The sequence below is a fragment of the Chryseobacterium pennae genome, from assembly GCF_003385515.1.
In the GTDB taxonomy this organism is placed as follows: Bacteria; Bacteroidota; Bacteroidia; order Flavobacteriales; family Weeksellaceae; genus Chryseobacterium; species Chryseobacterium pennae.
In genome coordinates this window covers 27,967-46,611 of record NZ_QNVT01000020.1, presented here as the reverse complement: position 1 = coordinate 46,611, position 18,645 = coordinate 27,967, and the positions used below count along the sequence as shown (strand labels likewise).

Genomic DNA, 18,645 nt, shown 5'->3' with positions numbered 1-18,645 from the left:
CAGATTTTGAGCGAATTCCCTGTAAGATTTAAGGTTCCTGTTTCATAAAATAAAGACATCCAAAATTAAAAAATGCAAAAGGTACCCAGAAAGGAGAGGCAAGAACAGTGGCAAAAATAAACATGGGGATAACTCCTTTTAATCCTGCAGTCACGATGGTGTCTGACGGTAATCGGTTACCTATTGAAGTGAAAATACAGGCAATTAATAACGCTGAAAGGCTTAATCCTGCAGAAATTCCGGCAAGTTTCCATGTTTTATATTTCTTAGGTGCTAAGGTTAAATTATAAAATACAAACCCATAAATGATAAATATAAACAGGGAAATAAGAAGATTATAAATGAACATTAAATCCGGAAACAGAACGAATAGTATGATGTTGCCAACCAGTAAGTTGATGAAGATACAGAGCGTAAACAGAAGTATATTTTGTTTCATAATTGTGTTTTGTGTTGTATTAAAAGTACAATATTTTTTGATTCCGCACATTCCTTCAAAAATAAAAAGCAAACCTGTTTATTTACAGGTCTGCCCTTAGGTTGTATTGTTGAAAATTTTCCTTCAGAAAATACAGATTGAGTAAATTCTGGGTGTCATTTTTCAGTTCATGAAATAATAGATAATTGTTTTTCTGAAGTATTTTCTTACTTTCTTTTTTTATCTGTTCTCCGGTTTAATGTCTGTTATCACAATTAATATTCAATTCGGTCTTTTCTTTGTTTAAAAAAGTAATGACAGGACATCCGAAAGAAGGCGTTGTGAAATTAAAGACTACAGGCGCTTTTCCTTTAAAAAGTTTGCCTGTCCACTGAGCATAATAATTGGTTTCCGAATTTTCCATTTTTTCAAGAGGATTGAATTCTGCACCATCCTCAATGGTAAATGTTTTTTCAAATATCTTTTCATTCTGGTCGTTAATGACTACCAGTTTACGTTCCTGAGTACCATATTCTTCAAGTAGATCCTGTACGTAATACGTAAGGTTTTCATACTTATACAGGTAAGTACCTCCATACTTAAGAGTGGAACCGGCGAAATATTTTTTCTGAATATCAGCACTTGCTTTTTCCCATTTGATCATCTTCATCTGATTTTCTACAAACGGATTTTTATTTCCAAAATAAGCAATTACGTTCATATACTTATCAAAGATATCATTTCCTTTTTTGGTATCAATTTGGAATCCAGTCATATAGGAGTCTGAATCTATTTCATCTCCTTCTACAGTATAAGGTGAGAGGTAAGCCACTGCTTTCAACTTATTCACAGGAGTTTTTTGCAGTTTGTTAGTCTCATAGTTGTAGAGATATAATGAATCATTTTCAGTAACGTGAATGCCGTCCAGCATTTTTTTTCTGTAGGAACCATCCAGTTCAATATAGCTCATCTTTTCAAATGGAAGTTCCTTTTGTTTTTTTAAAAAATCTGCAGGAACTGCATTTTTGTCAATATAAATATCCGATACGGAGATAAAAGTGTCCATAAGATCTTTACGCTGTACTGTAGAAACGTTATAAATATTGAAATTCTTAAAATCTATTTCCTCTTCCGCTTTAACCGTTTTTACAGAATCTTTTGTGATGTTTGCCTGATCCTGGATCGGTTTTTTATCGTCCTTCTTACAACTGACAATCATCAGTTGTGAGCATAAAAGCACTAAGGCTGTATTAATCTTCATTATTAAGAATGTTTTGAATATTTAAGTTTAATTTATTTTATAGTAAGGCTCAGAATAATATTTACTTGGCTTAATGTATGCCATTTTTCTGTCTGCATCAAAAATCCAGATGAATCTGCGCATCATATCTGCTCCAAAATAACTGATATTCTGAGTTTTAAGTTCTCCGGAAAAGAACCCTACAGGCATGTTTTTAAACACAAAATTATTCAGTTTGAAAAAAGGAAGGATTCCCTGTTTTGTAATGACACTTTGCCCCTGAGAGTTTTTCAATGTTTTTTCTCCGGTAACTTTTAAATGTTTATCGAGTTCTTTCTCATCTGCAAAATCATTGCTGTACAAGATTCCTCCCGAATATCCTGACTGGAGTGCAAAATATTCTTCCTGTTGCTTTTTTCCATCCACAACATTATCCGCAACAAAATAAAAAAGATCCTGTTTCCATATAACGGGGATAGGTTGATATCCTTTTAAATCAGGAAGTTTTTCATAGATCTCAAATCGATTATTATCATAATCAATTTTAAAAGTTTTTCCTTTAAAAAGAGCTGTACCAATCTTTCCGTCTGCCTCGTGACCAGTCAATTGATTGTCCGTAAACCTGATGTCTTTCCAGCTCATTTTGCCAATATCTACCGTATTATTCTCACTTATTTCTTCTTTATTGAAAATAAGGTGATCGGCTTTCCGCTGCCGTTGTGGAGAGATAGCCCCCTCCTTCATGGCAATCTGAAACATCAGATCTAAAGAATCTTTTTTATTGACAAGGGTTTTTACAATAATGTTATTATTCTTGGTAATCCGGAAAGGGATAGTTTGCTGAGCTTTTATACCGAGAAATCCGGTGGAAAAAAGCAGTAAAAAGAAAGTTTTTTTGAGCATTATTGGTGATCGGTGTTTAATCCTCTAAAATTACCCATTATCTTTGGAACACCAAATAATAAAATAGGATGGTTGAAAAATTGCTTCAAAGCGGGATTCATTGGGAACATAAGGATTTCAGACGGAATGAGTTTCTGAAGATCTCAGGAAGTACAGATACCCAGATTTATTTTATCGAAAAAGGAAGTGTAAGGATCTTTATGACCGATGACAACGAAGAAAGGATCATTCGTTTCGGATATACCGGAAACATTATTGTCTCCTTAGATTCTTTTCTTTCCGGAAAGCCATCAGAACTTTATATTCAGGCGATAAAGAAAACTACAGTTAAAGTAGCTTCAAAACGAGATTTTTATGATTATATCCAAAGTGATGAAGAGCATATGAAATTCTGGATGAATGTTTTGGAAGACCTCATACTGCAACAGCTGGAGAGAGAAAAAGATTTACTGATTAATGCTCCGGGTGAACGTTTTGAAAGAGTCTTAAAGCGAAGCCCGAAGCTATTTCAGGAAGTTCCGAATAAATATATAGCCAATTATCTCAGAATGTCGCCGGAAACTTTATCAAGGCTTAAAAAATCTTGAGTTCAATCAATATTTAAGAATAAACCGATCCGGAAATTTGCAGGAAAACAATAATGAAAATGTCAACCACAGCATTGTTAGAAGAATTAAAAAACAAAACCGGAGAACATTTGCACTATGCCAGAACTCTTTTATTAAAACCGGAAAATGAGTTAAACTTCAGGATTTCTGCCGACAGCTGGAGTGTATTGGAATGTCTGGAACATCTCAACCGCTACGGAAACTTTTATATTCCCGAGATCTCCCAAAGAATATCTTCTTCCAAAACCAATTCAAAAGCAGATCTTAAACCAGGAATTCTTGGGGATTATTTTGCTAAAAGTATGCTTCCAAAGGAGAAACTGAATAAGATGAAAACTTTTAAAACCATGAACCCGATTCACCATCAATTGAATACGGCGGTGGTAAATGAGTTCATAAAACAGCAGGAACAATTACTTGACCTGTTGGAAAAAGCAAGATCTGTAGATCTGGGAAAAACAAAAACCTCCATCAGTATTTCAAAACTGATCACCTTAAAGCTGGGGGATACCTTCCGTTTTGTCATCTACCATAACGCCAGACATATTGTTCAGGCAGAAAACGTTTTAAAGAATATATAAAAGATAAGATGTGAATTCGGGAAAAGTAGTAATTTTAAACTAATGGAAATCATACACCAAAAAATGATACAGACTCCATTGGGAGAAATGATCGCCTGTGCTATAGATCAGGGAATCTGTCTGTTAGAGTTTACGGACAGAAAGAGTGTCGAAAAGCAACTTAAAGCATTGTCTAAAAACCTGAAAGCGGAGATCGTAGAAAAAGAACATATTCATTTTCTGCAATTGGAAAGAGAGCTGAAGGAGTACTTCGACGGAAACAAATCTCGGTTTGAAGTTCCCTTATTCACTACAGGTACCGAATTTCAGGAAAAAGTATGGCAGCTGCTGCGTGAAATTCCGATGGGAGAGATCAGGACCTATAAACAGCAGTCTGAACTTCTGGGGAATCCAAAGGCGATCCGTGCTATAGGTACGGCCAATGGAATCAATAAGATTGCTATTTTAATTCCATGTCATCGGGTGATTGGCTCCAATGGAGAATTGGTAGGCTATGCAGGCGGAATCTGGAGAAAACAAAAACTACTGGAACTGGAAAAGGCCATTTTGTTTTAAATGGATGAGAGAGACCTCAGTAATTATAAATTGAATTTTAGTTATTAATCACTTCAATAAACTTCCAGCTTCCATCCTCCAGCTTTCTTTCCCTGTTCTTCTAAAATACTTGTTTATTTTTCGGTTGCAGCCGGCTGGACAATATCCCTACTTTTGAATAAAAAATATCATGATCGGTTTCAAAAATTTACATCAGGGAGAGGAGCTTCTATTATTAGGTAATGTGTGGAATGTGCAGAGTGCAAGAGTATTAGAAAAAGCTGGCTACAAAGCCCTGGCTACTTCAAGCTCAGGAATCGCGATAAGCTTAGGATATGAAGATGGAGAACAGATGAGCTTTGAGGAGTATTTTTATATTATTAAAAGAATAAAAAGTTCCATTTCCATTCCCTTGTCAGTAGACCTGGAAGCAGGATATGGAAGTACTCCCGAAATGATTGTTTCCAATATCATCAGACTGTTGGAAATAGGGGTGGTTGGGATCAATCTGGAAGATTCTTATGTTATAGACGGAGAGAGGCAGCTTTTAAACAGAAACGTGTTTTTTGAAAAAATAAGCAATATTCTGTCAATGCTGAAAGAGAGAAGAATGGAGATCTTTATCAATGTAAGAACAGACCCTTTTTTATTGGGAATGGAAAACGCTCTGGATGAAACATTAAAGAGGATTGAAATGCTGGATAAACTTAATATTGACGGAATATTTATTCCCGGTATCACTGATGAAGAAGATATTAAAACAGTAGTGAAGGCAACTCTATTACCCATTAATGTAATGAGTTTACCTGATCTTCCGGATTTTGAGACCTTAAAAACATGGGGTGTAAAAAGAATTACTTCAGGCAGTTTTTTAAACAGATATATTTACCAGGAACTGGAAAAGATGAGCCATACGATTATTAATGCCAAAAGCTTTACCGCAATTTTCATCTGATTATGAAGCTCACAGAAAAAATAATGTATGAAGCTTCCTTTCGTAAGGATTCTTCTTTTGAAGGAATATTCTGGATGGGTGTAAAAACAACCGGAATATTCTGCCGACCCACCTGTACAGCCCGCAAACCAAAGTTTGAAAACGTAGAATTTTTTTCCCATACAAAAGATGCAATGTTGAAAGGGTATCGTCCGTGTAAGGTTTGTAAACCTTTGGAAGCACTCAATGTAACTCCACTATATATTAAAGAACTGCTGCAGGAGATTTCTGATGATCCTTCTTTAAAACTGAAAGATTATGATCTGGTAAAACGAGGATTGGAACCGGCAACAGTCCGCCGCTGGTTTGTGAAGCATCATGGAGTTACGTTTCACGCCTTTCAGAGAATGTCTAAGCTGAATATGGCATTTAAAAAGCTTCAGCAGGGAGAATCTGTTACCGAAGTCGCTTTTGATTCAGGGTATGAAAGTTTAAGTGGATTTAATGAAAGTTTTAAAAATATTTTTGGGGTATCTCCCAGCCATAACAAAAGAGAAAAGATCATTGATCTGAAAAGAATGGAAACCATCCTGGGAACAATGGTTGCCTGTGCAGACGAACACGGAATTTGCCTTTTGGAGTTTTCTGACAGAAAAGCCCTTCCAACAGAATTAAAGAATATTTCAAAACATTTTAATGCTAATATTGTACAGGGTGAAAATCCACATTTTATAATGCTGGAACAAGAACTCTCAGAATATTTTGATGGAAAGCGAACTGAGTTTACCGTTCCTCTTTCTCCTGTAGGAACTGCTTTTCAGAAGCAGGTATGGGAGATTTTACAGCAAATTCCTTACGGAGGAATCAGAAGTTATCAGGAGCAGGCCGAGATCTTGGGAAATCCTAAATCAGTACGGGCTGTAGCGAATGCCAATGGCTTAAATAAAATATCTATTCTGATTCCCTGTCACAGAGTTATCGGAAGCAATGGGCAGTTAACGGGTTATGGTGGCGGCATCTGGAGAAAACAAAAATTATTGGAGTTAGAGAAAGCTATTTTATTTTGATTTTTGTAATTTTAAACAAAAATTTACACGTGAAAAAATTATTAATAGCAGTTTGTATTTCAGTTTCAGGATTTGCTTTAGCGCAGGATTATTCTGTACCAGCAGCAAGTCCGCGTCAGAAGGTAGAGCAGCAGTTTTCAATGTCCAAAATCTCAGTGGATTACGGAAGACCCGGAGTGAAAGGACGTAAGATCTTTGGAGAACTGGTTCCTTATGGGCAGGTTTGGAGAGCAGGAGCTAACTCGTCTACAAAAGTTACATTCGGACAGACCGTTAATTTTGGTGGGAAAAATGTTCCGGCAGGAACTTATGGATTATTCATTGTTCCTACAGAAAAAGAATGGAAAGTAATTCTGAATAAAGATTTCCAGCAATGGGGTGCTTATACCTATGATCCTAAACAGGATGTAGTAGATGTTACTGTGCCGGTAAACAAATTGGCTGACAAGCAGGAATGGTTTGAAATTACCCTGAATCCAACAGATGAGAACTCAGGAAATCTCGTGATCAAATGGGATATGAATCAGGCTGAAATTCCATTGAAGCCAGCCAAATTAGATACGGTAATCAAGATTTCTGATAAGTTGAAAGAAATCCAGAGAATAGAATCAGACTCTAACAAAAAAGGCTAAGTATGAATTTTTCTGTTCAGTCTGTTTTAGAGAATGAAGAATTTCAATTAATCCCCTTACAGCAAGGGGATTTTGAATCTTTATATGAAGTGGCATCAGATCCCAAAGTATGGGAACAGCACCCTAATAAGGATCGTTACCAAAGAGAGGTTTTTGAAAACTTTTTCAGAGGAGCCATTGAAAGTGAAGGAGCTTTTAAAATTGTAGAAAAAGCAACTGGAGAGGTTCTGGGAAGCAGCCGTTATTATAATTTTGATGAAAAGGACAATCATATTTTCATCGGCTATACTTTCTATGGGACAAAATCCTGGGGAAAAGGGATTAATCCTAAAGTTAAGAAACTGATGCTGGATTATATATTCCAATATGTAGATAAAGTTCATTTTCATATCGGAAAAGAAAATTTTCGTTCGCAAACAGCATTGGAAAGACTCGGTGGTAAAAAAATCGCTGAAGAAGAGGTGGCTTATTTTGCAGAACCTACAAGAACCAATTTTGTATATGAGATCAAAAAAGAAGCTTGGATATGAAAAAATATAAAATTCAGCAATCTCCTTTTGTAGTGCCTACTACAGACGGAAAACTGATTGAAGAACATTGGGGGAATTCTACAGGAAATGCTAATGTTTCCATTGCTCATATGGTAGCTCCTCCGGATTGGAGCGAGCCCCATCAGACTCCCGAATTTGATGAGTTTACTTATATTATTTCAGGAAAGAAACAATTTGAGATTGATGGGGAAATTGTAATCCTTGAAAAAGGAAGCAGTATTCTGATTGAAAGAGGAGCGAGAATTCGCTACAGCAATCCATTTTCAGAACCTTGTGAATATCTTGCTATCTGCCTGCCTGCATTTTCTATGGAATTGGTGAACAGGGAAGAGGAAGGAGTAAATTAATGTATTGATGGCTACACAGATTTGCCCTGAATGTAAAGAAAACTCTTTTACATGGTATATAGATGAAGAGCTTGAGGGAACCCATTGGACATGCTTTTCTTGCAGCTATCACGCTTTAGAAAATGAAAATGATGAATGCATTTGTGATGGTTGTGGGAATAAAGCAAAAACGAAGCTGAAAGATTCTTCAAAAGAATATTGGTGGTGCTCCAGCTGTAATACAATACAAAAAATAGAAAAACTGTCTCAAAACTGAGATAGTTTTTTTGTTTTAAGGCTGAATACAATATTTTTAGATTCAAAACAATCAAAAAAATATTTAGATAATCAGTGAGTTATCCTTTCAATCGGGATACAATCGCTTGTGAATGCCTATTGTTACTAATTATTTTGTAAGTTCGCACGCCGAAAAACGAGCCGGCAGACTTAACTTTTTAATAAAATATATGAAGAACAATCTATCAATTGTATTATTGTTAGGAATCGCGCATTCCACTACGTCTTGCGCCACTATTTTTACAGGAACCAATGACAAAATTTCCTTTAACTCCACTCCTGAAGGAGCAACAGTGTTTCATAAAGGAGTTGAAAAATGTGTAACTCCCTGTACTGTAAATATTCCAAGATCATTGAGTAAGCAAACAGTAACTTTTGAAAAAGAAGGTTTTAATCATCAGGAAGTAAAGCTGGATAAGAATTTTAATGCTGTAACGCTTCTCAATATTCTTTTTGGAGGTGCCATAGGAGTTGGAATTGACGCTGCAACAGGATCTCTTACAAAATATTCTACTAAGAAATATGAGGTAGAACTGGAAGCAAAACAGCAGTAAAATAAAGATTTAAAAATAGTAATGTACCAATAAGTGATTTTACATCAAAGCATTGGTACATTGTTACGCTGATACATTGGTATATTGAATTTACTTCAGGAGTTCTTTTAAAAACATCAATGTATGATTCCAGGCTCTTTTCGCCATCACTTCATTATAATCCGGAGATTTAGGATCCGTAAAAGTGTGTTTGGAGTGAGCATAGGTAATGATTTGCCAGTCTGCATTTCCATCATTCATTTCTTTGATGAGGTTGCTGTAATCATCAGGTGTTACACTCTTATCATCTGCCGGATTCTCCACCAGGATTTTAGCATTTAATTTTTCATTTTTTCTGCTCTGATCTCTTCCCAGGCTTCCGTGGATAGAAACAACTCCTGCTACAGGCAGGTTTCCTCTTGCGGATTCAAGGGCACCTGTTCCTCCAAAACAATATCCTATAACTGCAGTTTTATCAGCAATAGCTCCGTTCTTTTTCAGTTGTTCCAATGCCAATGAGATTCTTTTCTGATATTCTGCATAATTCTTTTTGTAATAGCCTGAGCTTTTGGCAGCTTCGTCACTGTTAGCAGGGATTTTTCCTTCTCCATAAATATCAGCAATAAAAGCAATATATCCCTGCTTTTCAAGTTCAATGGCTGCTGTTTTAGCTTCTTCATCAATTCCTTTCCAGGCAGGTAGAATCAATACTCCGGGAAGTTTTTTACCTGCATTGGAAGTGATTAGGCCATTCAGCTTTTGTGTACCATCCTGATAGGAGACTGTTTTAAGATTTTGGCTGAAAAGAGTTCCTGAGGTAATAATTGCTGCTGTTAGTAGGATTGAACGTATCATATTATTTTGTTTTGTGGTGGATTGAAAATTTTAATGTTGTTTATGATCCAGCATATTCTGCTTTAGTGATGGTTTTCATACTATTGTCAATTCCTGAAAGGCTATTTCCAGGTTGGGCAGCCATTCAGATTGGGAATTCCGGGAACGGTAGGGCAAGCGTCATCTTTATCCAATATTCCGTCACCGTCTGTATCTGGCCATCTGCATCCTTTATTTTCAGGAGGTCCTGCTATTTGGGGACAAGCATCATCTTTATCCAATATTCCGTCTTTATCTGTATCTTGCCATGGACAACCGTGGTTTTCTATGGGGCCTATTTCATTTGGACATTGATCAAGATAAAACAAGATATTGTCATGGTCTTCATCTGAAAGACAAGTTTTTTTGTTGAATTCTTTACGGCATTTTTTGAATGTCTCTTTGTCTTCAATGGTCTGAGCCTGAAAATAAGTTCCGGCCAATATCAGAAAAAAGATAATTGTTCTCACGTCTGTTTAAATGGTTATCTAAGTTAATAAAAAATAAGTTGCTATGATTTTTACTCTTTGACTATGCTCCAACTGTTATTTTTATATTCATATATTGAATTGTTTGGGTAGTTGATGACTTTGATCTTATGAGGAGTAATGAAATCAACTAAAATATTAATAGGAATTTCAAAAGTACTTTTTTGTTTTCCGGTTATGAGGATCTTATTCGTTTTTGAATCATAATATTTCATCATGTAACTGAATGATCGGTCACCAATCATTTTGCGGTAGATATCAGGATTGTACGGAGATAACATTTTTGAAAGATAAATATCCTTGCCATACTTTTTTCGCGCATATTCAAGAACATTTTGATTCCAGAATTTGGTGATCAGAAGATTGTATCCAGGAGAAGTTCCATCATCAGGTGTATTGTTATCAATATAAGATTTGTTATCTATGTATTGTATGATAAAAAAAGCTTTTCGGCTAGCTAAATCCTTTTTAGGGAATATCTCTACAATATTATCTAATATCTTTTTATTAATCAGGTTATAGATTTTCTCAATATTTTGAATATCCATATCGAATTTTTCCATGTGAATTTGGGGTTCATAGCCAAATGTACAGGAAATTACAGGGCATCCGTTGGAATGAGCAGGGCCTGGGACAGTGGGGCAGTTATCATCTTTATCCAGAACTCCGTCACCGTCTGTATCTTCCCACGGACAGCCCTTATTTTCAACAGGTCCAGCAACGTTAGGGCAGGCATCATCTTTATCTATCAGGCCATCTTTATCCGTATCAGGCCAAAGGCAACCCTTGTTTTCTGCAGGTCCTGATTCTTTCGGGCATTGATCAAGATAAAACGGAACATTGTCTTTATCTTCATCCGCAAGACAGATCTTTTTGTTAAATTCCTTACGGCATCTTTTAATCGCTTCCTGATCTTCAGTGTTTTGAGCATAAATACAAGCTCCGGTAAATATCAGCAAAAAAGTAAATTTGTTCATAAGATGATATACTGTTTAAAATAAACGGAGAGATTATTTTTGATAAGATTCCCATTGACCATTTTTATATTCATAGATTGTAGGGCTGGCCGGAGTGATGATTTCGATTTTATAGGGAGTTATGAATTGTATATAGATGGAAATGTAATCCTTAGGTCTTTTTTTGCTTTTGGATGGAATGATGATATTGTTATTTTCTTTATCAGAATATTGAAGAAGGTATTGAAAGGTTTCCGTGCCCATTAATTTTTCTAATTCAGGATTAAAGTATTCATCAAAGTACATTCTTCTGATGAGAATTTCCTTGTTGTATTTTTTTGAAGCATATTCAAAGATATCTTTATTCCAAAATTTTGAAATCAAATAATTCTTGATCTTTGTAGGGTTGGGATCACAGCTGCCATCAGGTACAAGAGAGAATTGGATATATCCGAAACTTATTCCAAAATCATTATTCCGCAAATCTTTTTTACGAAGATTAAGAACATCACTCAGAATTTTTTTATTGAGAAGACTATATACTTTTCCAATATCTTGGTGTTCTGTCTGGAATTGTTCATATTTTATTTGTTGCTTTTTACAAAACTTTTCACAGTCATTTTGTTTGATAGAACGAGGGCAGCCATTGTTTTCCGGTAATCCAGGTATTGTAGGGCAGGTATCATCCTTATCTAAAGTACCATCCTTATCAGTATCAGGCCACGGGCATCCACCATTTTCAATAGGTCCCCCTTCTTTAGGGCATTGATCAAGATAAAACGGAACATTGTCTTTATCTTCATCCGCAAGACAGATCTTTTTGTTAAATTCCTTACGGCATTTTTTGAATGCTTCTGGGTTTTCAATACTTTGGGCATGAAAGCTTGTAACAGTCAATAAAAATAAAAGTAAAATTTTTCTCATATTCATAAAAAATCCTCAACCAAATTAATAAAAATAACTTAACTGAGGATTTTTTTACTATTTATAATAAAATTACTGGATTTCGATACCCAATTGTGCTAATTCCTGCTTGAGATCTGTATCAGGCAGAATATGAATGGTATTGAATCCCAGTGATTGTGCCATTTCAATATTCTTCAAATTATCGTCAATAAAAACAGACTCTCTTGCCTGAATGTTATATCTTTCCAAGAGAACATGCCAGATTTTAGGATCGGGCTTGATAAGTTTTTCTGTTCCGGAAACTACGATCTTCCCATCAAAAAGCTGGAAGAAATCATAATTCTCCAAAGCATAAGGAAAGGTTTCGGCAGACCAGTTTGTTAATCCAAATAGTTGATAGTCTGTGTTTTTTAACTTTCTTAAAATATCAACATTTTGAGGAATGTCACTTTTCAGCATCACGGTCCAGTTATCGTAATAGGCTCTGATTTCTTGTTCCCAGTCCGGAAATTTTTTTACCTGAATTTCTGTTCCTTCTGAAAGGCTTCTTCCGCGGTCCTGTTCAATATTCCACTCGTCCTGAGCAATATTTTCCAGAAAGTATTCCATTTTTTCGTCATCATTGAAATAATCTTTAAAGAAATATCTCGGGTTCCAGTCCATTAAAACTCCTCCGAAATCGAATACTATATTTTTAATTTTCATATTAATATTTGTTGTTTAATTTTTACCTTAGATCTAATCTGGTTTATAAAATACATACTGCTCATTTTCATAATAAGCATTGATATGCTGGAGACCATTTGTTAAAATAATTTCCTTAGCTCCGATAATAGAGTTGTATCGGGCTGTCTGCTCAAATGTTTTTTCCGTTAATTTGATTTGCGGGGCTTTACATTCAATCAGTATAATAGGTTCTGTTTTTTCGGTCACTAAAAGATCAATTCTTTTGGTAAGACCATTTAAAACAATTTTTTTTTCGGTAATTAATGCCGATGCAGAGTAGGATTTTACGGTAAGATAATAGTGAATCCAGTGTTGCCTTACCCATTCCTCAGGAGTGAGCAGAAGATAAGTTTTACGAACCAAGTCATAAATAAAAAACTTATCTTTGTCTTTCTTGAATTTAAAATCAAAAGTTTCCTGAAAATTCAGTTTTGGAAGTTCCATTAGTAAGATGAAAGAATTAGATTTAATCCTCAAAAATATTAAAAATAAAGAAGTTTTACCTATTTATTTTTTCCACGGAGAAGAAGCCTACTTTATTGATGTTGCCGTAAAAGCCCTTGAACACAACTTTTTGGAAGAGGATGAAAAAGCCTTTAACCAAACTGTAACCTATGGAAAAGATACTTCATACCAGGAAGTTCTTTCTCTGGCAAGGCAGTTTCCGATGATGGGAGATAAGCAGGTGATTATTGTGAAAGAAGCTCAGGATCTGAAATTGAATGAAGAGGAAAACAGAATTCTGGAAACTTATATTGGAAATCCTGTTCCTTCTACAGTGTTGGTTTTTGCTCACAAACATAAAAAATTAGACAGCCGGAAAAAGGCTGCTAAAGCTTTAGATAAGGCCAATGCTCTTTTCCTCAGTGAGTCTGTAAGAGAAAACAATCTTCCAAAATGGATTTCTGATGAATGTGTAAAACTGAAAATCAAAACTGCACCCAATATTTCTCATCTTCTGGCAGAATATCTTGGAAATGATCTTTCCAGAATTGCCAATGAACTGAATAAATTAAAGATCATCCTTAAAGAAGGAGAATTACTGGATGGAACCATTGTTGAAAACCACATCGGGATCAGTAAAGAGTATAATGTTTTTGAGCTTCAGAAGGCATTAGGAACAAAGAATGCCAATGCAGCCTTTAAAATTGCTCACTTTATGGGCAAAAATCCAAAGAATAATCCTTTTGTCATGATGTTGGCCAGTCTTTACAGCTACTTTTCAAATGTGATCATTTACCAGACAATGGCAGGGCAGCCACCACAGACGATAGCGTCTCAGATGGGTGTAAACCCTTACTTTATCAAGGATTATGCAGAAAGTGCAAGATTATATCCTTTAAAACATGCAACAAGAGTCATTTCTATCCTCAGAGAGTTTGATATGAAAGGAAAAGGGCTGGGAGCTGTAAATATGGGTGAAGCAGAACTAATTAAAGAATTGGTGTATAAGATTATTAATGTGGACAAGATTAAAATGAAGGTTTAAAGTTGAGAGTAGGGGATTTTGAGATGATATAGGGATAGATAATAGACTGGGAATGGTTGTCCTGTAGATCAGGTTATGTTAAGCTTTAAGTCTGTATCCTGCATCTTACTGCCTTGTATCTCGTATTCTGAAACCTGCATACTGTACATTCATTGACAATCCGCATATCTCTTATTGACAACTATCATTAAAATAACTTTAAAAAGACAGTAAAAATTACGAAATTAGCGGTCTTAATTTAATTAAATCCTTTTTCGAACAAATAAATTATGGAGCAAAACATTTTAGATTGTGTGATCGTTGGATCTGGGCCTTCTGGTTTCACAGCTGCTATCTATGCAGCAAGAGCAGACTTAAAACCTGAATTGTATACAGGTTTGGAGCCGGGCGGACAATTAACTACAACTACGGAGGTTGATAACTTTCCAGGATATCCAGCAGGGATTACAGGTCCTGAAATGATGATGGATCTGCAGAAGCAGGCAGAAAGATTTGAAACTAAAGTACATTACGAAATGATCACCAAAGCTGAGTTTTCAAAAGAAGTTGGCGGTGTTCACAAGCTATATGCAGGAAATAAAGAAATTTTAGCTAAAACTGTAATTATTTCTACAGGAGCTACAGCAAAATACTTAGGTCTTGAAGATGAAAAAAAATATGCAGGAGGTGGAGTTTCAGCTTGTGCTACATGTGACGGATTTTTCTACAGAGGAAAAGATGTTGTGGTAGTAGGAGCAGGAGATACAGCTGCTGAAGAAGCAACTTATCTTGCTAAACTATGCAGAAAGGTAACATTATTGGTTAGAAAAGACGTTTTCAGAGCTTCAAAAGCAATGGTTCACAGAGTAGAAAATACTCCGAATATTGAAGTGAAATTTCACCATGAGCTTATTGGAATTGAAGGGGAAAACAGTTTAGTGGAAAGAGCTGTGATTATCAATAATCAGACTCAGGAAACTTCTAAGGTAGATGTTGAAGGGATCTTCATAGCAATCGGTCACAAGCCGAATACAGATATCTTCGTAGGACAGGTAGACCTAGATGAAAATGGATATATTGTAACTGAAAAAGGTTCTTCAAGAACAAACCTTCCAGGGGTTTTTGCTGCTGGTGATGTTCAGGATCATATCTACAGACAGGCTATCACAGCAGCAGGAAGCGGCTGTATGTCTGCAATGGATGCAGAAAAATATTTAGCTGAATTACACTAATAATTTAGCTTTTAATAATATAAAGCGTACCTGATGGGTACGCTTTTTTATTTGCCACGGATATACGAATAAAACATACATGCATAGTTTCATATATAAAGCCTCTGTGGTTATAAATGTTTTTTGAACCACAGAGGCCAGAGGCACATAAAAAAATATTAGTGCATCGTGACGATTATAAAAGTATACTTCAGCAGTGTACAATTTTACCGGAGATAAAATCTTTGTGCCTTAAAATATTTTATTTTTATATTATTTTGCGCCCTTGCGATTTCCAACTATACAGATCTTATTAATACCAAATCTTTATATAAAGTAGAATATCATAATGAAAACATTGATATATTTGTGAAGCTTCAAATTGATTTAACATAAAAACTTAATAAAGAACAGGCATGAAAAAAGTAACAGCAATTGGAGGAATTTTCTTTAAATGTAAAGATCCGGAACAGGTAAACAATTGGTATAAAACCCATCTTGGAGTGGAAACGAGCCCATACGGAGCAAAATTTGATTGGAGAGAAACTGACTCTGAAAAAAAAGGATATACATTATGGAGTCCGTTTAAAGAATCTACCCAATATTTTGAGCCTTCAGAAAAAGATTTTATGATCAATTATCATGTGGCAGATATTGAAGCCTTGGTAGAAGAATTAAAAAAAGAAGGAATTACGATCCTGGATGAAATTGCAACTTACGAATATGGAAAATTTGTTCATATTATGGATCCTGAAGGAAATAAAATCGAATTATTTGAACCGACAGGAGAGTAGAAACCTGTTGCATCATAAAAATAAAAACTGTTTCTGAGTGAAACAGTTTTTTTGTTTTTAAATGGGTTTTATACTGTCTTATAGGGTAATTATTTCAGGTTATTCTTCAATCCACCTCCGAAAAGCAGAGGTATTTGACTGGCTTGTAATCAGATGGCTTTTATATCCTTTCATCTGAATGGCTACTGCATTCTTATTATACCGTTCTATTCTTACAACATGATGCTTCTGTATAAGTTCACTACGGTTGATTCTGAAAAATACTGAGGGATCGAGAAGTGATTCTATATCCTTCAGTGTAGATTCACTGAGTAGGTGCTTCTTACCGAATGTATCTATTGCGAAAACAATTCCTTCATCAGCTTCAAAGAAAGCTATATCTTCCGTATTAATAAAATACATTCCCTGATGGGAGCTGACGGTAAAGCGCTGTTTATAGTTTTTCTCTGGCTGATTGTTATGTAATATCTTCTGAAGTTTCATCAGTATCTCATTCTCTACCGGATCTGATTTTTTTAATAATAGAAATTTATTCCATGCTTTTTTAAAACGATCCTGAGTAAAAGGTTTTAAAAGATATTCAATACCATTGCTTTCAAAAGCATTCATCCCAAACTGATCATAGGCTGTGGTAAAGATAATGGGGCAGGCAATACTTACCTGATCATAGATCTCAAAAGCATTTCCATCCAATAATTCTATATCTGAAAAAATGATATCCACCGTTGAATTTTTCAGAAAATCAATAGCGCTTTCTATAGTATCAATTTCTGCAATAACCTTTACAGGATGCTCTAGTTCACTGAGAAATCGTTTTAATTTATTTCTGGCTGGGATTTCATCTTCAATGATGATAACTTCTATCATATTTTCTCCGGAATTATAGGGATGATGATGGTGAATTCTGTTTCTGTTTTTACAATTTCCAAAGGCTGATCAGTGAATACAGAAATTGTTCTATAAGATTATTTAAAGCTCTTCCTGATATCTTTTTAATGCTTCGTTTAGGAATTCTATTATTGGTTACGGTTATATTTTTTCTGGAACACTTCCGGATTCTTTTCCAGTGCATCAAGTTCTGTCATAGTCTCCCCGGTTCTGATTTGGGATTCTTTTGCGGGATGCTCATTGAAATAAAGTCCGCTGGATACAACTCTTTTATCTCCTTTCTTATAATCCTGTGTTAACAGCTGCATTACCTGATCTCCATCATATTGATCATAGGTCAGAGACAGTCCGGAACTGTGTCCGTTTTTATTCTTCTGCCCGTCATAGATAAAGCCACCGCATTCAATTCCTTCTTCATTAAAAAAGAGCATTCCTGAACGTTTTTTCTGGTTTTATTAGGAGCGCTGCCGTTTACTTTTTCTTTTCCGGATGGGAATTTGTTAACGTTGGTAATAATCATTTTTACCGTGCCGTCTTTTTCCACCACATTGATTCTTTCCACATCAATTTCAGTAAATTTCTGATGACCGTCTGTTTTGAATGCGGAAGCTGTTAAAAAAATCATTCCTGTAACTGCTGCAAAAGCAAATGTTCTTAAAAAAATAATTCCCTGTTCATAATGTTATCGTATTAACTGTTTTTATTTTGATGAATCAAAGCTATTACAATCACTTTTTCAGTTCAATGAAAAAATAATGAACGCAGGAAATAAAGGAATGAATGATGTATTTTTACAGATTAATAGGAGAGGCTTCAATCCGGATTTCGGATATAAAACAGCTCCGATCTATCTTCATAAATCGGAGCTGTTTTTTTATTGTGAGAAAATCTTACAGGCTAATGTTATCCAAAAGACTTTTTAGCTCATCAAGTGGGATGTTAGTCCCTGAAGCTACAACACTATATCTGTTCCCTTCCAAATATTGGATACTTGTCATTTTATCATTTTCATACATGCTGTGATCAAAGTAAACCAACCAGCCTTTGTAATTTTTGATATTTGTTTTATCGCCCGGTTCTTCTACTGCTTTTAATTCCAGATAGCTCAAAAGATTTCCTTTAACCTGTTCTGCTCCAGCTCCGGCACCGTCTGTTACCATTAAATAAACATTTTTAGATCCTTTAGCATAGTTTGCTGTAGCATATGATCCTGTTTCTTTATCTTCAAAGGCGGTAACTTCTGTAAGTTTAAACCCGCTAATTTCTTTTTTAAATTTGCTTTTAAAATCATCAGAACTGATAGGCTTTAATTTCTTAAGCTCCTTAGCCAGATTTTCAACTTTTATGGAATCAGAATCATTCTTCTGCATATATTCTGTAGCTACCATCAAGGGTTGACTGGCAAAAACTGGGTTAGATCCTAGGGTAGATGTCAACACAACCGCTAAAATTCCTGCTCCCCAATAAGAAAACTTCATAATAATTAATTTTTTTTTATTCCGACAGGCATTGCAAAAAATGAACCAAATAGAAATATTCAGATTAATTTCTGATTGGTACTCCTTTTTTCTTCAGGAACACAAACGTTTTTTCTCCAAAAGTGGGATGAATAGGAGGGAAAGTAGCAGGCCAGAATTTATTTTACATAAAATTATAAAAATAATTGATCTGATTTTTAGCCGATTATTAAGTTTTGTTAAAATTTGTGTTG

Annotated in this window: 24 protein-coding genes and 2 pseudogenes; 13 read left to right on the top strand and 13 right to left on the bottom strand. The window is 35.2% G+C overall.

Going from position 1 to position 18,645, the window contains the following annotated elements; translation table 11 throughout:
* Positions 1-28: 28 nt before the first annotated feature.
* From DRF65_RS18740 to DRF65_RS18730, 3 genes are all read right to left on the bottom strand, one after another.
* Positions 29-439 carry a hypothetical protein gene (locus DRF65_RS18740; RefSeq protein WP_123947387.1) on the bottom strand — a complete coding sequence of 137 codons (411 nt, stop codon included), beginning with the start codon at positions 437-439 and terminating at the stop codon, positions 29-31.
* 235 nt (positions 440-674) lie between these two features.
* Complete coding sequence (locus DRF65_RS18735; protein WP_115972274.1) at positions 675-1,679, bottom strand: hypothetical protein; 1,005 nt, start codon at positions 1,677-1,679, stop codon at positions 675-677.
* Positions 1,680-1,706: 27 nt separating this feature from the next.
* Positions 1,707-2,561 (bottom strand): hypothetical protein, encoded by an 855-nt coding sequence (locus tag DRF65_RS18730; RefSeq protein WP_115972273.1) that lies wholly within the window; start codon positions 2,559-2,561, stop codon positions 1,707-1,709.
* Positions 2,562-2,629: 68 nt separating this feature from the next.
* Between DRF65_RS18730 and DRF65_RS18725 the strand changes: the two genes are divergently transcribed.
* From DRF65_RS18725 to DRF65_RS18680, 10 genes are all read left to right on the top strand, one after another.
* Positions 2,630-3,148: a Crp/Fnr family transcriptional regulator gene (locus DRF65_RS18725; protein ID WP_115972272.1), complete on the top strand. Its 519-nt coding sequence runs from the start codon at positions 2,630-2,632 to the stop codon at positions 3,146-3,148.
* A 59-nt stretch (positions 3,149-3,207) separates the two neighbouring features.
* Positions 3,208-3,750: a DinB family protein gene (locus tag DRF65_RS18720; protein ID WP_317126200.1), complete on the top strand. Its 543-nt coding sequence runs from the start codon at positions 3,208-3,210 to the stop codon at positions 3,748-3,750.
* 42 nt (positions 3,751-3,792) lie between these two features.
* On the top strand, positions 3,793-4,305 hold the full coding sequence (locus DRF65_RS18715) for a methylated-DNA--[protein]-cysteine S-methyltransferase (protein WP_115972270.1): 513 nt from the start codon (positions 3,793-3,795) through the stop codon (positions 4,303-4,305).
* Between the two features lie 169 nt (positions 4,306-4,474).
* Positions 4,475-5,239, top strand: coding sequence for an isocitrate lyase/PEP mutase family protein (locus DRF65_RS18710; protein ID WP_115972269.1), 765 nt, complete (start codon positions 4,475-4,477; stop codon positions 5,237-5,239).
* A 2-nt stretch (positions 5,240-5,241) separates the two neighbouring features.
* Positions 5,242-6,285 (top strand): bifunctional transcriptional activator/DNA repair enzyme AdaA, encoded by a 1,044-nt coding sequence (locus DRF65_RS29180; protein WP_115972268.1) that lies wholly within the window; start codon positions 5,242-5,244, stop codon positions 6,283-6,285.
* 29 nt (positions 6,286-6,314) lie between these two features.
* Positions 6,315-6,917, top strand: coding sequence for a DUF2911 domain-containing protein (locus DRF65_RS18700; protein WP_115972335.1), 603 nt, complete (start codon positions 6,315-6,317; stop codon positions 6,915-6,917).
* 2 nt (positions 6,918-6,919) lie between these two features.
* A complete protein-coding gene (locus DRF65_RS18695; RefSeq protein WP_115972267.1) occupies positions 6,920-7,447 on the top strand; it encodes a GNAT family N-acetyltransferase in 528 nt (175 codons plus the stop codon).
* Positions 7,444-7,815, top strand: a complete 372-nt coding sequence (locus DRF65_RS18690; protein ID WP_115972266.1) for a cupin domain-containing protein — start codon at positions 7,444-7,446, stop codon at positions 7,813-7,815. The genes DRF65_RS18695 and DRF65_RS18690 overlap by 4 nt, the downstream gene beginning before the upstream one ends.
* A gap of 7 nt (positions 7,816-7,822) precedes the next feature.
* A complete protein-coding gene (locus DRF65_RS18685) occupies positions 7,823-8,071 on the top strand; it encodes a hypothetical protein (protein WP_115972265.1) in 249 nt (82 codons plus the stop codon).
* A 190-nt stretch (positions 8,072-8,261) separates the two neighbouring features.
* Positions 8,262-8,645, top strand: coding sequence for a PEGA domain-containing protein (locus tag DRF65_RS18680; RefSeq protein WP_165852270.1), 384 nt, complete (start codon positions 8,262-8,264; stop codon positions 8,643-8,645).
* Between the two features lie 90 nt (positions 8,646-8,735).
* Here DRF65_RS18680 and DRF65_RS18675 read toward each other — a convergent pair whose 3' ends face one another.
* From DRF65_RS18675 to DRF65_RS18650, 6 genes and pseudogenes are all read right to left on the bottom strand, one after another.
* Positions 8,736-9,479, bottom strand: a complete 744-nt coding sequence (locus DRF65_RS18675; RefSeq protein WP_115972263.1) for a dienelactone hydrolase family protein — start codon at positions 9,477-9,479, stop codon at positions 8,736-8,738.
* A 113-nt stretch (positions 9,480-9,592) separates the two neighbouring features.
* Positions 9,593-9,814, bottom strand: a pseudogene (locus DRF65_RS28930) (thrombospondin type 3 repeat-containing protein); the annotation flags it as partial.
* Positions 9,815-10,587: 773 nt separating this feature from the next.
* Positions 10,588-10,842 (bottom strand): annotated as a pseudogene (locus tag DRF65_RS28925) (thrombospondin type 3 repeat-containing protein); the annotation flags it as partial.
* A gap of 153 nt (positions 10,843-10,995) precedes the next feature.
* Entirely contained in the window at positions 10,996-11,865 is an 870-nt protein-coding gene (locus DRF65_RS29280) for a hypothetical protein (protein WP_123947386.1), read from the bottom strand.
* Positions 11,866-11,937: 72 nt separating this feature from the next.
* Positions 11,938-12,552 (bottom strand): HAD family hydrolase, encoded by a 615-nt coding sequence (locus DRF65_RS18655; protein WP_115972259.1) that lies wholly within the window; start codon positions 12,550-12,552, stop codon positions 11,938-11,940.
* A gap of 33 nt (positions 12,553-12,585) precedes the next feature.
* Positions 12,586-13,017, bottom strand: a complete 432-nt coding sequence (locus DRF65_RS18650; RefSeq protein ID WP_115972258.1) for a type I restriction enzyme HsdR N-terminal domain-containing protein — start codon at positions 13,015-13,017, stop codon at positions 12,586-12,588.
* 7 nt (positions 13,018-13,024) lie between these two features.
* Between DRF65_RS18650 and holA the strand changes: the two genes are divergently transcribed.
* The 3 genes from holA to DRF65_RS18635 all read left to right on the top strand — a co-directional run bounded on the left by holA (position 13,025) and on the right by DRF65_RS18635 (position 16,046).
* Positions 13,025-14,062 (top strand): DNA polymerase III subunit delta, encoded by a 1,038-nt coding sequence (holA, locus tag DRF65_RS18645; RefSeq protein ID WP_115972257.1) that lies wholly within the window; start codon positions 13,025-13,027, stop codon positions 14,060-14,062.
* A 269-nt stretch (positions 14,063-14,331) separates the two neighbouring features.
* The gene (gene trxB, locus DRF65_RS18640) at positions 14,332-15,273 is read left to right on the top strand and encodes a thioredoxin-disulfide reductase (protein ID WP_115972256.1); all 942 of its coding nucleotides are present in this window, start codon (positions 14,332-14,334) and stop codon (positions 15,271-15,273) included.
* Between the two features lie 395 nt (positions 15,274-15,668).
* Positions 15,669-16,046 (top strand): VOC family protein, encoded by a 378-nt coding sequence (locus tag DRF65_RS18635; protein WP_115972255.1) that lies wholly within the window; start codon positions 15,669-15,671, stop codon positions 16,044-16,046.
* A gap of 99 nt (positions 16,047-16,145) precedes the next feature.
* Here DRF65_RS18635 and DRF65_RS18630 read toward each other — a convergent pair whose 3' ends face one another.
* From DRF65_RS18630 to DRF65_RS18615, 4 genes are all read right to left on the bottom strand, one after another.
* Positions 16,146-16,913, bottom strand: coding sequence for a LytR/AlgR family response regulator transcription factor (locus DRF65_RS18630; protein ID WP_115972254.1), 768 nt, complete (start codon positions 16,911-16,913; stop codon positions 16,146-16,148).
* A 149-nt stretch (positions 16,914-17,062) separates the two neighbouring features.
* Entirely contained in the window at positions 17,063-17,365 is a 303-nt protein-coding gene (locus DRF65_RS28300; protein WP_123947385.1) for a hypothetical protein, read from the bottom strand.
* Complete coding sequence (locus DRF65_RS18620; RefSeq protein ID WP_115972252.1) at positions 17,272-17,559, bottom strand: hypothetical protein; 288 nt, start codon at positions 17,557-17,559, stop codon at positions 17,272-17,274. The genes DRF65_RS28300 and DRF65_RS18620 overlap by 94 nt, the downstream gene beginning before the upstream one ends.
* Before the next feature lie 265 nt (positions 17,560-17,824).
* The gene (locus DRF65_RS18615) at positions 17,825-18,412 is read right to left on the bottom strand and encodes a hypothetical protein (protein WP_115972251.1); all 588 of its coding nucleotides are present in this window, start codon (positions 18,410-18,412) and stop codon (positions 17,825-17,827) included.
* Positions 18,413-18,645: the final 233 nt, after the last annotated feature.

Coding starts and splice junctions, on each gene's coding strand:
- DRF65_RS18685 (WP_115972265.1), top strand. CDS start 7,823: ATGGCTACACAGATTTGCCCTGAATGTAAAGAAAACTCTTTTACATGG.
- DRF65_RS18680 (WP_165852270.1), top strand. CDS start 8,262: ATGAAGAACAATCTATCAATTGTATTATTGTTAGGAATCGCGCATTCC.
- DRF65_RS18710 (WP_115972269.1), top strand. CDS start 4,475: ATGATCGGTTTCAAAAATTTACATCAGGGAGAGGAGCTTCTATTATTA.
- DRF65_RS18615 (WP_115972251.1), bottom strand. CDS start 18,412: ATGAAGTTTTCTTATTGGGGAGCAGGAATTTTAGCGGTTGTGTTGACA.
- DRF65_RS18655 (WP_115972259.1), bottom strand. CDS start 12,552: ATGAAAATTAAAAATATAGTATTCGATTTCGGAGGAGTTTTAATGGAC.
- DRF65_RS18695 (WP_115972267.1), top strand. CDS start 6,920: ATGAATTTTTCTGTTCAGTCTGTTTTAGAGAATGAAGAATTTCAATTA.
- DRF65_RS18725 (WP_115972272.1), top strand. CDS start 2,630: ATGGTTGAAAAATTGCTTCAAAGCGGGATTCATTGGGAACATAAGGAT.
- DRF65_RS18690 (WP_115972266.1), top strand. CDS start 7,444: ATGAAAAAATATAAAATTCAGCAATCTCCTTTTGTAGTGCCTACTACA.
- DRF65_RS18730 (WP_115972273.1), bottom strand. CDS start 2,561: ATGCTCAAAAAAACTTTCTTTTTACTGCTTTTTTCCACCGGATTTCTC.
- DRF65_RS18630 (WP_115972254.1), bottom strand. CDS start 16,913: ATGATAGAAGTTATCATCATTGAAGATGAAATCCCAGCCAGAAATAAA.
- holA (WP_115972257.1), top strand. CDS start 13,025: ATGAAAGAATTAGATTTAATCCTCAAAAATATTAAAAATAAAGAAGTT.
- DRF65_RS28300 (WP_123947385.1), bottom strand. CDS start 17,365: ATGCTCTTTTTTAATGAAGAAGGAATTGAATGCGGTGGCTTTATCTAT.
- DRF65_RS18650 (WP_115972258.1), bottom strand. CDS start 13,017: ATGGAACTTCCAAAACTGAATTTTCAGGAAACTTTTGATTTTAAATTC.
- DRF65_RS18715 (WP_115972270.1), top strand. CDS start 3,793: ATGGAAATCATACACCAAAAAATGATACAGACTCCATTGGGAGAAATG.
- DRF65_RS18735 (WP_115972274.1), bottom strand. CDS start 1,679: ATGAAGATTAATACAGCCTTAGTGCTTTTATGCTCACAACTGATGATT.
- DRF65_RS18675 (WP_115972263.1), bottom strand. CDS start 9,479: ATGATACGTTCAATCCTACTAACAGCAGCAATTATTACCTCAGGAACT.
- DRF65_RS18620 (WP_115972252.1), bottom strand. CDS start 17,559: ATGATTTTTTTAACAGCTTCCGCATTCAAAACAGACGGTCATCAGAAA.
- DRF65_RS18740 (WP_123947387.1), bottom strand. CDS start 439: ATGAAACAAAATATACTTCTGTTTACGCTCTGTATCTTCATCAACTTA.
- DRF65_RS29180 (WP_115972268.1), top strand. CDS start 5,242: ATGAAGCTCACAGAAAAAATAATGTATGAAGCTTCCTTTCGTAAGGAT.
- DRF65_RS29280 (WP_123947386.1), bottom strand. CDS start 11,865: ATGAGAAAAATTTTACTTTTATTTTTATTGACTGTTACAAGCTTTCAT.
- DRF65_RS18635 (WP_115972255.1), top strand. CDS start 15,669: ATGAAAAAAGTAACAGCAATTGGAGGAATTTTCTTTAAATGTAAAGAT.
- trxB (WP_115972256.1), top strand. CDS start 14,332: ATGGAGCAAAACATTTTAGATTGTGTGATCGTTGGATCTGGGCCTTCT.
- DRF65_RS18720 (WP_317126200.1), top strand. CDS start 3,208: ATGTCAACCACAGCATTGTTAGAAGAATTAAAAAACAAAACCGGAGAA.